The following is a 14,581-nucleotide window of genomic DNA, read 5'->3' on the forward strand; positions in this document are numbered from 1 at the left end:
GTCTAGCTATGGAGGGATGCTCATCTCTGTTGTATATCTGGGTTGACAGGATGGATGATTATGCCACGGGGAGTCTCATCACGACCAGTAGTTAGTACCTAACTGATTTTTTGGGGAAACGGTAACTTACCTCCTCCCCACCTTAAAGGGCGAGGCTTGTCCTTCCTTTGTTAGTACACATTATTATGATATTTTACTTTAAAGATAAAAGTTTTTTGAACGACACGGAAAACTTCAACCATAATTAATTCTGCTTCCATTTCACCGTATTACCGAGACCAGACTAGCAGGGAATAGAATTTAAGAATATCAGATTGGAGTTTCACTGTATTACAGAGATGATTATGACAGTGTCAGAGGGGTTACCTTAACTTCCCCAAACCCAATAGCCCTACTCTTACCTACGCCTAGGTAATTCGCGTAACCTAATAACTTTCTGATGTTATCTCTTAGTTTACTGTTCTTCCTAGCTGATAGTTGATATATAGTCCACCCTACAAATCCCCTGACTGGCTTATTCCCATAATAGGCTGTTATAGGCCTTAGCCTATAGTCCACTTCCCTAAAGTAGTACAACGTTTTAGAGCTTAGGACGTTGCTTATCTTTTCATCACTGTTAGAGTTCCAGTGCCTCAGTATTGAGGAGATCAAGTAGGGGACGCAAGGGAATAAAATGAACCTGTTCTTCTTCCTTTTGATTGGAGGTCTTATTGGTTGTAATAGTGTTGGCGTTAGGAAAGAAATCTTATAGAGCCTCGCGTCCTCTATTTCAACGTTTTCCGTTATCTTGACGTCAACCAGTTGGACTCTGAACTTGGTCTGCCAAAAAGTCAATACTTGTTGTGGGTTTTGGAGTATTTCTTCAAAAAAACTGTTACCTATGAAGGAAAAAGTGAAGTAGTATTTCGCTCTACCATTTAACACGACTTTTTCCTTACCGGTAAAAAAGATTGGTCTTTCATTTATGTCCTTAATTACACTCACCCTTACTGGCTTGTAAGGCCTAGGGTCGTGGACTATTTCTGAGTAGCTTTTACTCATGTTGACTAGGATTTGTCTTCCTAACTTTGAGGTAAAGGGTGGGATTAGGACGTCATGTTCTGGTTCGACCTCGAATTTCATAGAATATATCATCATTTCAGCTCATCACTTAACGGTTTGAATATTGGCTTATCTAATAGTGAGTAAACTTTTGCCACACTGCTCTCCTTATCGTCCAATTGTATGAACCCTATCCCCCTAGACTTGCTGTTACCTATGAAAGTACCTACGTCCCTCATGAACTTTAGCGTCCTCATCCAAGGAATATAGTTGTATTCTCCCCTTACAATCACCATGACCTCAATTGAGCTCAAGTCGAGGATCTTCTCGTTGAATAAAAACCTCTCCAGATTAGTCCTGGACTTCCTATCGATGACTACGTGAGGTCTTTGGATTATGTTTGCCTTAACTAACACGTCAGATATAGTTATACTACCAGCGAAGTAGTCCCCTCCATATAGCCTTTCGATGGGGCAGTTGTACTGGTTGTAGAGCTTATTGAACTCCTCTTCATCAGTTATTCCCTTAGCTACGGCTATTCTCACAACATCGTCAACGCATTTTTTAGGGTGTTGGTTGCACTCATCTATTAAGGTTTTATACTTACTATATACGTTACTGCTGTTCACGTGCTGGTTGAAGTGTTCTGGGCTACCCATTATGATCTCTGTGACCCTTCTGAACATGCCTTTGAGGCTACTGGAGGGGATTAAGTACTCTTCACTACCTAACCTTAATGGTTCAGTAGTATCGTATACTCCCCCTATCCTCAGACCGTTTGGCAGGTTAAACTTTAACCTATATATATAGACTTCTGTCATTGTACTCTCACCTTATCTAGTAAGTACTTTAGGTCTGGTATTTTGAGGATGAAGTTCAAGCCTGAAGCCATAATCCTTGAGTCATAATACTCATCAATGTATATTAACGTGCCCTCCTTCAGGGTTTTGAAGACTGGCTTATTCCCGGATATTGTGTCAGTAGTAAACCAGCCTGTGTAAAGTGATGTCTCCCCTATGATAGTTTTAGCGTCGAAGAACTTCTTACCGAAAAGGGATGGGAGGCACTGGGATAGGCAGTAGGATAAACCTTTTGGATCATCTAGGTTTATCTCCCTTACCTTATTGACCTCAGCTATGTTCCCCACCCTATTCTTACTCCTACCTATGCCTACTCTTTTGACCAAGTCTATGACCTCACTTGGCTTAGCTAAAGCCCAAAGTTCATCAAATTTCTTATACTCGTAAGCGAATAACATCCCTTGGTATGACGATACGCTCTTCTTATCTATTGCGACGTGCATTTGTATTGTAGACTCAGCTGAGAACTGTTGATAGACGTGGTGGTCTTTCTCATCACCTTTATAAGTTATTAGGGCACCAATCTTAGGCTTACCCTCTACCTTCATTGCCTCAGATATTCTCCCTTCCCCTATCACCTTCTCTTTTTCGTTTAAAACGCCATTAGCCTCAATGAAGTCTTTGCCCTTCCTCTCCTTAGCTGGGCTGAAGTAGTGGGAAGGTAAAGTGTTTGTGGGGTAAGCTGGGGATACGAAGAAGTCCTCCTCTATCTTCCCTTTTTGGTAATAGTACTCTGCCAGAATAGCACCCCTTAACGTTGTGGATGGGATGTAGTCAGCTGTTGAGAAGTAGTAGTTTTTGACCTTTCTCAGTTGGGTCGTTATGTATCTTTTTACAGTTATTTTTAATAACGCTAGGTCCACGGACTTTCACCTCCACAAGTAATCTGATAGAAAATCAAGCAGTTTTTCAGTCTCGTCGTTACACTTCACCTTGTTACATACCTCCTCTTTCTTAGTCAAGACCTTAACGTCTACCATAGCGTTCCTCCCTAACCTCCAATACCTTAATGCGGACAGTGAGTAGAGTAATAGGTTAAACAGCTTAATATCGTCTTCACATCTGTAAATGATTTTAGCCTTAAATTCTCTACCAGGCTTTATGATCTGTTGGGTGAACAGTGAGCCGTCCTTAGCCTTTTGTGTCTTATCATCAATTGATACCCTCGTTATCAAGTGTTTTTCCTCTACCACTTGGTCCATTAAGATGGTGAAGCATCCCCCATCTTTCGAGTCTGGGTAACCGTAAAGTCTACATACATCACAAGGGGAGGAGCCGTGTGCCTTTCTCATCCTATTAGGCTCTATTTCACCACAGGATGTAAACCCGTTTGGCAATAGGTTACTTACCGCTGTCCTCATCACTCCTCTTAACGATGAGGAGGGGATCCCAAGTTCGTTAAATGGGATGTCGACTATGCCTATTGTACTCCCTCCTGCAATTGTCAAAGAGGTGAGGTTTTTTAAGAGTATTGTGATCTCCACTTTTCTTCACCCTATACCTACTCTTATAGTCTTTAACATGAAGTAGAAATCGTAAAGTGGGATGACGTTCTTATTTATCTTACTCAATAGTAGTGTCAGTAGTCTCTTCGTATATTCGTCATCACTCCTAAACCTCTTTCTTACCATATAAGCTACTGTTTCGTAGAAGTATCTGTCAGTGCCGTACAATGTATCTGCGTAACTCACTACATCTTCTAGCGGTCTGATTAGGTCCCTCGCTTCCTTCCTCGCTTCCTCCCTTGCTTCCTTCGTTGCGTCTTTATCGTATAGTTGTGATATGAAGCTGAAAACGTCTTGCTTATTGCTTATTAGGTCTAACAATTCCTTCACCTCATCTAAATCGTTTGACACCAAGAGGAATGACTTTTTGTTTCCATTAGAGGGAATGGCACTGTATTTAGAGAGCTCAGTTTTAATCACCCCTTCTGATGCCAGTGTTGATGAGAAGACTAGACACGATATTGAAGATTTATTAGCGTCCTCTATCTTACTCCTCTCCATTAACTCGTTTACCGCGTGGTAAGCGAACTGTACTGGATGGTCTGGCTTGACTGATATTACCCCGACCTTGAAGGTGAAGCCAGTGTTCTTCTCCGCTCTCTCAAACAGTTTAGTAGCTAATGGTATGGAAACCACTGATGGGGCTAATATCATAACGTCGTCCCCACCTAGATATAGTACACCAGATAATACCCTACTCGCCAAGTCTTTATTCACTCTAGCTAGCTCAGATATCGTCTCGTAGAACGACTTCTTTATTCCATAGTCTAGCCTGAAGCTCCTATCGATGTAGTCTGAAAAAGTCACACTCGTCATAAAGATTACTCCAGCCCTATTCCCATCAGCTTTTATTAAGGCTACGTATTTATTGTCCTCCTTTTTCTTATAACCAGCTATGAACTCCATTGCTTTGACTGGGTAGTCTTCACCGAGATATTTTTGAGCGTATTCTAAAGGTCTGACTGGAGTCCCGTCTAACAAGTAATTCGCGTTAACCCTAGCTACAAAACCTCTCTGCTTTGAGAGTTCCCTAACGAATTTACATCTCTCGCAGAGTAAATCGTCTTCACTCCTATCAATAGCTGGTCTAATCCCACAGCTAGTGCAGACTTCATGAAGACCTAAGGAGTAAATCTGTTCGTCAAAGTTGATTAAATACTTCTCGTACTGTTGCGATGAAATCTCAGCCCATACTTCGTTGAAGTTTTTAACGTAGTCCTCATAAATGAAATCGACTATTTTCACGTCCAACTTAACGTCAATTGGCTCAATGACGTTCTCAAATAGTTTCTTAATTTGGTCCTTGCCTAGATCGCTTCTCACTACAATATACGAGTGACCCCCATATCCACTTAGTAATGCCTCTGCAGGTATTCTGGATTTTCCAAGGTTTTTGAACTCAGTATCAATGAGTATGAAGGCGTAGACTGAGGTTAAGAAATCGACTAATGTGCTTGCAAACGACATATCCCTTAAATTAGGGAAGCTGGTTATGAACTTCTGGATACCGGGGAAGTCTATGTAGACTAGGTAGGCTTTAGGGCTTCCCAACTTCCTTTCCTCAGACCTCTTGACCTCTTGGGTGTTCAGAAACTCAAAGAACTTAGAATCCTTAGTGAACCTGCTCAACTCTAGGGTCTCGCCAACTATACGCTTAAATAAAGTCTTACTGGCCTCTTCATACTTCTCTTTACCATATTTCTCAATGCAGTCGTAAGAGTTAGCATCGTTATAACATTCTCCCATAGGAATTTCCTTGAGGTATCTATTGACTATACCACTTAACCTATCTGCTGATGCAGCCAACCTATCTGCCATGTTTAGAACGTTTTCTGCTCTAGTGTGATGCTTTTCAACCAAATCTTTTATCTTATCTAATGATTCGCCCATGCATAAGCCGGCTTTGTCAGCACTCTCAATTAATTTTTTAAGGATTTCAGATGAGGCTGTAACGTGATGTTTGGGGTTAATTAGCTTTCCAATATCATGGAGGAGTCCTGCTATTCTTAAGTAGTTTAGGTCAACTGACTCTGGCTGTAAAGCCCAGGTTAGTAAGGAGGAAAGCTGTAAGTGTGATACGAGGGAAGTGAAGTTATAGCCCGGTCTGGTGTCAGCTGGAGTGTAAAGCAATGCCTCATAGATCTCTCTGATATCACTTGAGGTTACAATATAAGTGATTAGCTTATCGTATTCCTTCCTCTTACTTTCTAGCTGTTTAAAAACATCTTCAAGTTTTAATGAACTGATGTCCTCCAAGTGCCTAAAAATTACGTAGATGAAGAAGTATTCAAAGGCGTTGAACACGTAATTGCTAGAGGTATAAGGTGAGTATGAAAATAGCATTGGCATCTTATATAGGAAGGACAGTACGTCAGCGTATATATCAATTGCTTTCTTCTCATCGTTATCAGCTATTTCACATGAAAAACTCGCCAACTGGAACAGGACGTCAACTATCTTGCCTTCCAGATTACTTACCTTATTCTCGTCGACGAAGCTCACCTTAAAGTCCGGTAACAATAGTTTACCTCTTAGGACCATTTTACCACCTTCTTCAAATACTTACCCTTTTTCCATTCAATGAAAGAGTGGTCACTCTTATTATCTACAAAATTAACTTCATCTACGAATAAATAGCCATTGGGGTCTTTACAATCCAAATCAACTGATAGGTCATAACGAATACATATCTTCATCTTACCACTCCTCGTTAAAATCTGATGGTTTGAACGCGTTTACAAACTCCTTTAAGTAGTCAACGTACTTGGGATCAGAGCTCACGAGGGAGAACTGGACTCTTCCAAACCTTCTGTCAGAGAACTTGAACCTTCCTAATAACATTGTCTTAGAAATTAAGGAGTTGTTATTAACTCTAAACCCGAAACCGTAAAGTAACATCCCTATTTCCACGCTCTTCAATCCCTTGAAGATAGCTCTTCCCTTAAATACGGAGTTCTTCGTTACGCATTCGTATTCATCTCCCCTTACGTTAACGTTTTGAGAATTGACATTTTCTCCTATGAAATCACTAAACGTTACTCTACTAGCCAAGCCACTGTTTCCTAAGAGGTCACAGACTGGGCAAACTTTGGGAAACTTAACTACGTCAAATTTTTCACTTTCCTTATCCTTAGGTCTGAATATTTTCTTATACGTCTGAGACGTGTTGCTTGCTTCCCTAGAGACTATGTAACAGCTCCCTGGGATTGCTAACTCTAGTCTAGTCCTCACCAGTCCCTTTATTGTTGACCCTGGGATTATGACTAAACCATTACTATACCTAGTCATTAAGTGGAGTTTTGGTGAAAAGTAGGCTGAGAGATCTGGTATACTACCCTTTAATGCTTGTTCAAGTAAAGCGTTAATGTTATCTATTTTTTTCATTAACCTATACGTTGGAAGTCCACTCCCCACGTGTAAATAGTCTGACTTCACTGTGAGCCTTAGCTCTATTTCACCGTCAATGCCCTTAGAGTTTCTCCTAGTATATTCACTTCTCTGGATATTGGATCTTTGCATTCTGGAAGACCTCTATGTATGGTTTCATTAATTCGAAGAACTGATCTCCTTCTACTGAATTTAAGTCCACTTTAACGTCCTCATCTCCAATCTTGTTATCACCTGTACTGGTGAACTTCAGCTTGGAGAACTTAACTAAACCAAAGCCCCTACTCTTATGCCCTCCAACTTGTGTTAGACCATCATGAATGTATTTCATAATATTTACAATATAACCAATGACGTAACTCGGTAAGTTATATCCGATTAATTTAAAAGAGAACGTTGAGCCGGGTTCGACATATTCGACTTGCACTAATGCTCCCCTTGCAGCTGCCCCCTCTGTTCTGCTTATTGCTACCATTGTTCTCATACCAATCGAGTAATTTAACGCCACTGAGTCTAAGAACCTAACATTGCCTATTACCATATTTGTCCCGAAGAGTTTACAATTTAGACAAGTTTTTTTCCAAAACATTTCTAATGCCTCATTAATCTTATTTCTTTTTAATAAGTTTTGGAAGTCGTCATCCAACCCTCTCTTCCTTAAACAGTTGTCATTTCCTACACCACTACATACCTCGACGTTTTTCGCTGACAATAACCTCTCTCCGGTAGATCTGAAAATGCCTTTCCATGATGAACCAGGTATGACTGGTCTCCCATTATGATCCTTCAATATGGTATCCCTAGCTATACTAGTAGGATCTAAGCTACCTCCCCTACCTACTCCTATCCTCAATGGAGCTATTGTAACGACTTCTCCTTCAATAATTACTATTCTCTTTACCAAATCCTTCCTAATAAAGGTGTAGTCTACCATCTAGAGCACCTGGTTTAAATCGTACTCTTTAGGGGTTAGAAGGTTAGGGGACTTATAATACTTCAACTTCCCACCAGTTAGCTTGACTAGACCATATCCTGCGCTCTTCTTACCCCCTACAAAAATACCGTCTGTAACGAGAGTCTTTAACACGTACTTCAATGCGTTTACTGAAACTTTCTTCCAATCCTCTTTCTCTTGGTTTACTAAGTCTAAATTATATATTATCATTGAGAAGTCGAACCTAGAGTTCGGCTCTACGAAATCAAGCGTATAAAGGTTCCCGGGCAGATTACCCCCAAATACTCGATTTATCGCCACCATAGTCCTCTGCCCAATTGAGAACTCCTCTGCTATAGAATCTAAGATGTAAACTCTTGAAGCCAAGTCTTTGAACCCAAATATTATACACGGTATGCAATAGCTATTTTTATCACATGATGTACACTCATCATCACTAATATCGCATACTCTGTATTTCTGGTCATTTAATGATTTTATGTAAGCCTCTACCATACTTCTAAATACTCCCTTCAATGAGGATCCAGGTATTACAGGCTTTCCCTTTATTTTCATGATTGGATTATCAGTTGCCTCTGTGAACTCTTGTGCCTTACCTTGACCAACCCTTAAAGGCGTTAAGTTAATTAGTTTACCCTCTATTTTTATGATCGTATTTATGACGTCTAAATCCTTACAGCTCATAATTTCATCCCTTAGCTATGAGCTCTACAAGCTCTGAGAAGGTCTTCACACTGTTTAGCTTACTTCTATCCATCTTAATGTCTCTTGAGGTGAGAGTTTCGTAAATCCACTTAACGTAACCCAATAGCTGAATAGCCTTATCTGGACTAAGTCCTCTCAAATGTTGTAATAACAGCTTGCCAGTGTTTTGGTCTATTTCTCCTCTACCAGTTTGTCTCATGATAAATGCTAATAACTCATTCACGTCCCTTCTAGATTGTATAAAGGTCAACAAGTTGTTGATAGTCGATGAGTCAACTGAAGGACCTGCATCTCTTCCAGCAGGTCTTGAAGCAGAAATAGCAATTATCGTAGCAACGTCTAGAAGCTTTTCGTTGGAAGATTGTTGTGTGGACATTATTGATATATCTATTTTTACATCTTTTAAGTTTTACTGTCTATTTTATTGTGCAATTTTTGAGAATTATTAAATAAAATGTACTGAGATATTATTAGTCATTTGAAATATTACTTTAATATTAATCCTATTAGGGAGATTCAAGAGAGGATTAATTAAATTATCAAACTGATTCTCTCTCCCAGCCTAAAGGAAAAGGCTTACTTTATTAAACTTTTATTCATATTTATTATTTCCTATTATACTTTGTTAAGAAATTCTTTTTTGATGAGTAAATTAAGGGCAAAACGCGGAAAGACTTTTATATGGGAAAATTCATATCATTATTCGGGAACCTATAATGAATTGATTGAGGGAAAAAATATTTCTATTAATTATGATACATTAGGTAGTTCCCACAAATGATCTTCTTTTTTTCGTCAAAGAAGGATTTAAATGCCACAAATCAAGATCAAAGATAACTTTAAATTTTAAAAAAAACAATAGTATAGTACGGTGAACATAATGTCCATGATCAATAGAAATATTCTCAGTCCTAAATTACCTTTTTTAGAAGCAAAAGTAAATGTAAGTTTTAAAGTAAATGTTAGTAACATAAGTAAAAAATAAACGAAGTGGGGGATTCATTGATGAACCCACTACTACGTGTTAGTGTATACCCTAACTTTCAATTTAATGCTACTTTGCAATTTAAACAAAATACTGGCATACATGCTAAAAAAGAGTACCTTATGCTGAATAAAGACTTGAGATTGCTTTGCACAGCTAAGACTCTTATTAATTCACACAAAAGCAATTTGTCTAGAGATGTAGAAGTATTGCCATCTATCGAGTCATCAGTAATAGATGCACTAGGAGGGGAGAGAATTAAAGAGAAGCATTGTAGAGGATTGTTATGCGGAAAGCCCGACATGCTTTACGAGGGAAAACCAGCTGAGATAAAGAGTTTTAATATAGGGAAATTAGATGGAAAATCGAGCAACTATTGGAATTACAGATGGTACAGAGATATATTTGAAAAAGGAATCGCACAAGCTGGTATCTATGCTTGGATAAACGAGGCAAACCCTTGGACGAATACTTCAAAAAACAATTTGAAATACTCCTACCTCATAATAGCATTATATAAGGATGTGGACGAATATAACGCCGTCATAAAAGAAATAGACATGTATATAGTCGACGTGCTGTCGTCTCCCACAGAAGATGAGGTAAACGATTGTTGCGAGAAATTACTAGAGAAAACTATAGTGATGACGGCTTAAAGAGGTGATAGAAATGTTGTTGGCTGAAGTTTATGTTAGTCCAGAAAATAACGCTATAATTCCTCCTTTTTCCAGTAAGGTCGGCAAAACGCTCTTAATAAACCCCAAAAACGTTGCAATATCTCCGTTAAAATATAAGGGTAAATACTTTATAAAGTACTCTGAAGTTCCAACCTATCTAGAAGTGTTTCCAAGTCAGCTTTACTCCTTTGAGGTTGGTGGAGATGAGGATAGTGTTACTATGGCATTAGCTCACTTGGAAGATAGAAAAGTGTTCAACACACTTTGGAGAGTTAAAGACGTTGTAGTGAGTGAAATTGAGATTGATGGATATAAGAAGATTGAACTAGAAGTCTTAACTCCCGCTTTACTAGTGAATCCCTTCATAAAGAGCAAGAGAAAGATATTTACTAATAGACCGTCTGTTGTCTTTTTTAACAATTTAATTGACGTAACTGGGCTTAAGAGGGGTGAGGAAAAGTTAAATTATTTATTAAATAGGCTAGACCATTTACTTTGGGAAGACCCATCTATCGTTAAATACGCAAAGGTGGTTTATGCCGGAAAAGAGGTGATAGGACTTGTCGGAAAACTCAGATATTCCCTCACGAACGAGGATGATATCGTTTATAAAGTATTGGAGAGCGTTGCGTCAAAGGGAATTGGATCATCTAGACGAAACGGGTTTGGAAGAGTAAGAGTGAGGGGTGATTAAGATGGTAATTATCATCACTCCATTAATCAACAGTATGGACTATATTTTTAAAGAGGTGTATTACACTAAGAACGTTAAAGAGATTAAGGTATTGACCTACGCTAACACTGATACGTCTACCTTAGAACATTTCATGAAAATTATTGGCATAAAGGTAAACAAGAAAGTCATTGAGTTAAACGCTGACCTTATGCTATCCATCATTGACGTTATAAAATGGATAAAGACAAACTCAAATGGGAATCATTACGAACTAGTGCTAACACCTGAGGCTGTTGAGCTAAACATTATATTAATTGGAGCATTCTTATTGATGAATAGGGAAGGAATTGCTGTAGTTTACGACGAGAAAGGTGACAGATTTGAGATAGATATGTCAATTTTTAAGGGTATAGATTTAGATGATAGGGATCTGGATTTACTTAGAGCTTTAGTAAATAAGCCCTTGAGTAGTAAGGATATACATGATCTGTTTACGAGTAAGATGAATTTGAGTAAGTCTACTGCGTATAGGGTGTTAAACAAACTAGAAAAGGATAAATACATAGAGAAGTCTGGAGATAAGTATACTATCAGTAAGAAGGGACTAATAGCTTTAGAAGCATTAAGTTTGAACTTTAAGCATTGTGTTGAGCAAATAAGTTAAACGACCTACGTATAGATAAGAAATAACTACACTAGAGGTGGTTACAGATTATTTAAACAAAATTGTTATTTCTATTATAAGTCCAATTAATAAGAAGCGAGTCTTCAAAGAGATTATTATCTAGACTACATATTGCATAAAAATTGTTTAACGACTATAAAAATTACGTATAAGTCCTTTGATAATCTTATATATAATTAAAATATAACTCAGCCTAATTTTTCTTCGTTCATATAAGTCATTTTAGTTTTAATAAATTTATATTTTACCCACTTTTTTACTAAACAATGTATATAATTAACGCCGTTAAAAATGGTTTAACAAAAGCTTATATAGAAAGACTTAATACGTAGAGACGTCTATAAAATATTTCATGAAGACTGATTCACTCACAATAGAAGGGAAAAAGAATGCGTTAATCTTGAGTTGGGCTAAGAATATACAAAACCTCATATCAATTCTGCCTAACGTAGTTAGCGTAGAAAACAATACTTACGTAAAATTTCGCTTCAGTAGATTCCTATTGTTCTCCTTTGAGTCTAAATTCAGTATTGAACCAGGCTATTTTGGAGATAAGATCATAGAATATAAATTGGTTGATCAAAAAGGGAATACATTTAAGATCCTATTCACTGTTGAAAACGATGATAAGGTAAGGATTTCCATAGCATATTCTGGCGAGAAGGAATGGATTGTAGGTAATGCCTTACATAATATACTAAGTGAGTTAAGGCAGGGTATAGAAAAAGAGATATCAAGGTACGAAGTTCAACCTCAACTTGAGGACTACTCTCATAAATTGGCTAAGATGTCGTATTTAACAAAACTAATTATCAAGTCTAAGTTAATTGACACGGAAGAGGTAACGGTTACTCAAGGAGGATTGGTAGATTACTTACAACAAATAGTCGCCCAATATGCACAATATCCAGTTATATACGTTTCCGGGACAGGTTCCTCTACTTTCAGGGTTTTGCTGATAAATGGTGAGTTAAAGGGAGTTTACATCTTAGATAACAATAAGGAGTACTTTGGAGAAGAGGAGGTACTAAATAAGCTTGTGGGAGAATTTAAACTCAACATTTACGTTATGATCTCACCGAAGGCTTTGGAGGTATTACAATGACTAAGGTTCACAAACCTTATGTCATTTTTGAGGATAAGGATCATAAGTTCGTATGGTTAGGGTTAGATGAGTCCGAGTACGAAAAAGGGATTTTAACGAACCAATATTTAATAGTTGATGGAGATAAAGGAGTATTATTAGATCCAGGAGGATATTTCGTCTTTGAGAGAGTTTATGAGAACGTTAAACAGTTTATTAATCCTAACAACATAATTGCAATACTTTACTCCCATCAAGACCCTGATGTTATAGGTTCCTTAAACTTATGGCTCGATGTATCTCCAGAGGCTAAAATTTACGTTTCAGCGTTGTGGGAGAGATTTTTACCACATATAGGGGTTGGAGGAATTAAGATTGTTGACATACCGGATAAAGGCATGGATATAAAGTGTAATAATATAATGATAAAGGCTATCCCAGCCCATTTCATGCACTCTCCGGGAAACTTTCACTATTACGACCCTAGAGCTAAAATTTACTTCTCTGGTGATCTAGGTGCTGCAGTATTTCCAGAGGGTAAGTGGTACCTCTTTGTCGAGAATTTCGATGAACACAAGAAGTTAATGGAAGGCTTTCATAAGCGTTATATAGCTACGAGAAAGGCTATAGATCTATGGCTAAAGAGGATTAAGGATTTAAAAATAGATATAATAGCTCCACAGCATGGTTCAATATTTCAAGGAGAGAATGTCAAGAAATTCATTGACTGGTTAAGTAGTTTGGATAAAGTTGGGATTGACTTAATGGAAGTAGATTTTCAGCAAGAATAATTTTTCAGCAAAATTTTCCCTGCCATAAATGACGAGAGTTCTCCTCATCGATTAAGGGAGAGTCGAGAGACGATTCATCATTGCAACAATAACTAGGGTGGATATAATGACGTCATGAAGACATACTGGTTGTAGTCCCATTTGAATTGAGTGTTTTTAGGCTTTACTGCTTTTTTCTCTTGAGTCTTATCTCTCGGCATATAGAATGACAAACTCTAGTGAGGTAAGAAACTAGTACTTATAATCTCATACGTGTTTAATTCTATTAATGCCATCGCCCTCAGATCACTTTGCAAATGAGAGAACTTTCTTAGCGTGGATTAGAACAGGGATAGCGTTAATAGGATTTGGGTTTGTTATAGCAAAATTTGCGCTATTTTTAGAAATTTTAAGGGGAGAAAAGAGCATTAATGGTGCCTCAGTATTATATGGAGAGATAATGATAATTTTGGGAGGTATCGTGATAGCTTATGGTTTATATAATTATTTAAGGAATGAGAGGGATTTAGCAAAAAATACGTTTAGACCAAAAACTTACGAAAATGCTACATTTGCATTTGTGATTCTACTAATTGCTATAATATTGGCATTACTTATAATAACGTGAAAATTTTTAAATGTGACAGACTTATAGATTATAAATGACTGAGATTGAGGAAGATAAGATTTTAGAAATTATAAAAGGTTCAAATAAGGATGGAGTAACTATTAGCGTAATATATGGTAAATTAGGTATAAGTGTTCGTGCTAAGGCTGATGAGGGAAAAAGAGAGGAAGTAAAGAAGTTATTAGATGATTTAATTAAAAAAGGTGCAATAAAAGAGAAGACTAAGGGAAAGACTAAAAGATATTATTTCGTTAAGGAGGTGAGGGAGGAAAGAGAGGAGGCTTTGGAAAAAGGGCTAGAAAGTATAATTAAAAAAGTAGTACAAGAGGCTTTGGAAAAAGGGCTAGAAAGTATAATTAAAAAAGCGCTCCTAGAAATTTTGGAGATTTACTTTGGAAATAGTAAGACTGAAAAGGACTTCGATAAAATATATGAAGACGTTAAGGACTCATTTGGATATGCTAGACTAGATAATATAAGGAAGCAATTGGGGATGACGGAAGAGCAATTTTATGGACGCTTTAGGGAACACATTATGAAAAATTATGAACTAATACAAGGTGGACAAGAGGGAATGATTTTGCATGGAGTTCTTTATGGCATTATAAAGAAGAGGTGATCTT

General features: G+C 37.7%; 17 protein-coding genes. 7 read left to right on the forward strand and 10 right to left on the reverse strand.

What is annotated here, in order from left to right; all coding sequences use genetic code 11:
• Positions 1–342: 342 nt before the first annotated feature.
• From cas6 to BFU36_RS00085, 10 genes are read right to left on the reverse strand one after another with little or no spacing between them, the layout of a single operon-like run.
• Positions 343–1,137, reverse strand: a complete 795-nt coding sequence (cas6, locus tag BFU36_RS00045) for a CRISPR-associated endoribonuclease Cas6 (protein ID WP_231961185.1) — start codon at positions 1,135–1,137, stop codon at positions 343–345.
• Positions 1,134–1,862: an RAMP superfamily CRISPR-associated protein gene (locus BFU36_RS00050; RefSeq protein ID WP_069281286.1), complete on the reverse strand. Its 729-nt coding sequence runs from the start codon at positions 1,860–1,862 to the stop codon at positions 1,134–1,136. The genes cas6 and BFU36_RS00050 overlap by 4 nt, the downstream gene beginning before the upstream one ends.
• Positions 1,859–2,764: an RAMP superfamily CRISPR-associated protein gene (locus BFU36_RS00055; protein ID WP_069281287.1), complete on the reverse strand. Its 906-nt coding sequence runs from the start codon at positions 2,762–2,764 to the stop codon at positions 1,859–1,861. Before BFU36_RS00055 ends, BFU36_RS00050 begins: the two co-directional genes overlap by 4 nt.
• Positions 2,765–2,770: 6 nt before the next feature.
• On the reverse strand, positions 2,771–3,385 hold the full coding sequence (locus BFU36_RS00060) for an RAMP superfamily CRISPR-associated protein (RefSeq protein WP_069281288.1): 615 nt from the start codon (positions 3,383–3,385) through the stop codon (positions 2,771–2,773).
• A 6-nt stretch (positions 3,386–3,391) separates the two neighbouring features.
• Positions 3,392–5,947 carry an HD domain-containing protein gene (locus BFU36_RS00065; protein ID WP_069281289.1) on the reverse strand — a complete coding sequence of 852 codons (2,556 nt, stop codon included), beginning with the start codon at positions 5,945–5,947 and terminating at the stop codon, positions 3,392–3,394.
• Positions 5,938–6,102: a hypothetical protein gene (locus BFU36_RS13730; protein ID WP_156770038.1), complete on the reverse strand. Its 165-nt coding sequence runs from the start codon at positions 6,100–6,102 to the stop codon at positions 5,938–5,940. The genes BFU36_RS00065 and BFU36_RS13730 overlap by 10 nt, the downstream gene beginning before the upstream one ends.
• 1 nt (position 6,103) lies before the next feature.
• The gene (locus BFU36_RS00070) at positions 6,104–6,925 is read right to left on the reverse strand and encodes an RAMP superfamily CRISPR-associated protein (RefSeq protein ID WP_069281290.1); all 822 of its coding nucleotides are present in this window, start codon (positions 6,923–6,925) and stop codon (positions 6,104–6,106) included.
• Positions 6,897–7,727, reverse strand: coding sequence for a CRISPR-associated RAMP protein Csx7 (csx7, locus tag BFU36_RS00075; RefSeq protein WP_069281291.1), 831 nt, complete (start codon positions 7,725–7,727; stop codon positions 6,897–6,899). Before csx7 (BFU36_RS00075) ends, BFU36_RS00070 begins: the two co-directional genes overlap by 29 nt.
• The gene (csx7, locus tag BFU36_RS00080) at positions 7,728–8,432 is read right to left on the reverse strand and encodes a CRISPR-associated RAMP protein Csx7 (protein ID WP_069281292.1); all 705 of its coding nucleotides are present in this window, start codon (positions 8,430–8,432) and stop codon (positions 7,728–7,730) included.
• A gap of 4 nt (positions 8,433–8,436) precedes the next feature.
• Positions 8,437–8,829, reverse strand: coding sequence for a hypothetical protein (locus BFU36_RS00085; protein WP_069281293.1), 393 nt, complete (start codon positions 8,827–8,829; stop codon positions 8,437–8,439).
• Between the two features lie 629 nt (positions 8,830–9,458).
• Here BFU36_RS00085 and BFU36_RS00090 point away from each other — a divergent pair.
• The 7 genes from BFU36_RS00090 (at position 9,459) to BFU36_RS13440 (ending at position 14,577) form a co-directional block, all read left to right on the forward strand.
• Positions 9,459–10,094 carry a hypothetical protein gene (locus tag BFU36_RS00090; protein ID WP_069281294.1) on the forward strand — a complete coding sequence of 212 codons (636 nt, stop codon included), beginning with the start codon at positions 9,459–9,461 and terminating at the stop codon, positions 10,092–10,094.
• A 13-nt stretch (positions 10,095–10,107) separates the two neighbouring features.
• A complete protein-coding gene (locus tag BFU36_RS00095) occupies positions 10,108–10,809 on the forward strand; it encodes a CRISPR-associated endoribonuclease Cas6 (protein ID WP_069284495.1) in 702 nt (233 codons plus the stop codon).
• Position 10,810: 1 nt separating this feature from the next.
• Positions 10,811–11,455 (forward strand): hypothetical protein, encoded by a 645-nt coding sequence (locus BFU36_RS00100; RefSeq protein WP_143576880.1) that lies wholly within the window; start codon positions 10,811–10,813, stop codon positions 11,453–11,455.
• Between the two features lie 373 nt (positions 11,456–11,828).
• Entirely contained in the window at positions 11,829–12,581 is a 753-nt protein-coding gene (locus BFU36_RS00105; protein WP_069281296.1) for a hypothetical protein, read from the forward strand.
• Positions 12,578–13,351, forward strand: a complete 774-nt coding sequence (locus BFU36_RS00110; protein ID WP_069281297.1) for an MBL fold metallo-hydrolase — start codon at positions 12,578–12,580, stop codon at positions 13,349–13,351. Before BFU36_RS00105 ends, BFU36_RS00110 begins: the two co-directional genes overlap by 4 nt.
• A 268-nt stretch (positions 13,352–13,619) precedes the next feature.
• Positions 13,620–13,958: a YidH family protein gene (locus tag BFU36_RS00115; protein WP_069281298.1), complete on the forward strand. Its 339-nt coding sequence runs from the start codon at positions 13,620–13,622 to the stop codon at positions 13,956–13,958.
• Between the two features lie 34 nt (positions 13,959–13,992).
• Positions 13,993–14,577, forward strand: coding sequence for a BlaI/MecI/CopY family transcriptional regulator (locus tag BFU36_RS13440; RefSeq protein WP_083216317.1), 585 nt, complete (start codon positions 13,993–13,995; stop codon positions 14,575–14,577).
• Positions 14,578–14,581 lie beyond the last annotated feature (4 nt).

Origin of the sequence: Sulfolobus sp. A20 (genome assembly GCF_001719125.1) — an archaeon.
Lineage (GTDB): Archaea > Thermoproteota > Thermoprotei_A > Sulfolobales > Sulfolobaceae > Saccharolobus.

Excerpts from the sequence above, each read along its gene's own strand:
- BFU36_RS00115 (WP_069281298.1), top strand. The coding sequence starts at position 13,620 with ATGCCATCGCCCTCAGATCACTTTGCAAATGAGAGAACTTTCTTAGCG.
- BFU36_RS00085 (WP_069281293.1), bottom strand. The coding sequence starts at position 8,829 with ATGTCCACACAACAATCTTCCAACGAAAAGCTTCTAGACGTTGCTACG.
- BFU36_RS13440 (WP_083216317.1), top strand. The coding sequence starts at position 13,993 with ATGACTGAGATTGAGGAAGATAAGATTTTAGAAATTATAAAAGGTTCA.
- csx7 (WP_069281291.1), bottom strand. The coding sequence starts at position 7,727 with ATGGTAGACTACACCTTTATTAGGAAGGATTTGGTAAAGAGAATAGTA.
- BFU36_RS13730 (WP_156770038.1), bottom strand. The coding sequence starts at position 6,102 with ATGAAGATATGTATTCGTTATGACCTATCAGTTGATTTGGATTGTAAA.
- BFU36_RS00110 (WP_069281297.1), top strand. The coding sequence starts at position 12,578 with ATGACTAAGGTTCACAAACCTTATGTCATTTTTGAGGATAAGGATCAT.
- BFU36_RS00105 (WP_069281296.1), top strand. The coding sequence starts at position 11,829 with ATGAAGACTGATTCACTCACAATAGAAGGGAAAAAGAATGCGTTAATC.
- csx7 (WP_069281292.1), bottom strand. The coding sequence starts at position 8,432 with ATGAGCTGTAAGGATTTAGACGTCATAAATACGATCATAAAAATAGAG.
- BFU36_RS00100 (WP_143576880.1), top strand. The coding sequence starts at position 10,811 with ATGGTAATTATCATCACTCCATTAATCAACAGTATGGACTATATTTTT.
- BFU36_RS00065 (WP_069281289.1), bottom strand. The coding sequence starts at position 5,947 with ATGGTCCTAAGAGGTAAACTATTGTTACCGGACTTTAAGGTGAGCTTC.
- BFU36_RS00095 (WP_069284495.1), top strand. The coding sequence starts at position 10,108 with ATGTTGTTGGCTGAAGTTTATGTTAGTCCAGAAAATAACGCTATAATT.
- cas6 (WP_231961185.1), bottom strand. The coding sequence starts at position 1,137 with ATGATGATATATTCTATGAAATTCGAGGTCGAACCAGAACATGACGTC.
- BFU36_RS00070 (WP_069281290.1), bottom strand. The coding sequence starts at position 6,925 with ATGCAAAGATCCAATATCCAGAGAAGTGAATATACTAGGAGAAACTCT.
- BFU36_RS00050 (WP_069281286.1), bottom strand. The coding sequence starts at position 1,862 with ATGACAGAAGTCTATATATATAGGTTAAAGTTTAACCTGCCAAACGGT.
- BFU36_RS00090 (WP_069281294.1), top strand. The coding sequence starts at position 9,459 with ATGAACCCACTACTACGTGTTAGTGTATACCCTAACTTTCAATTTAAT.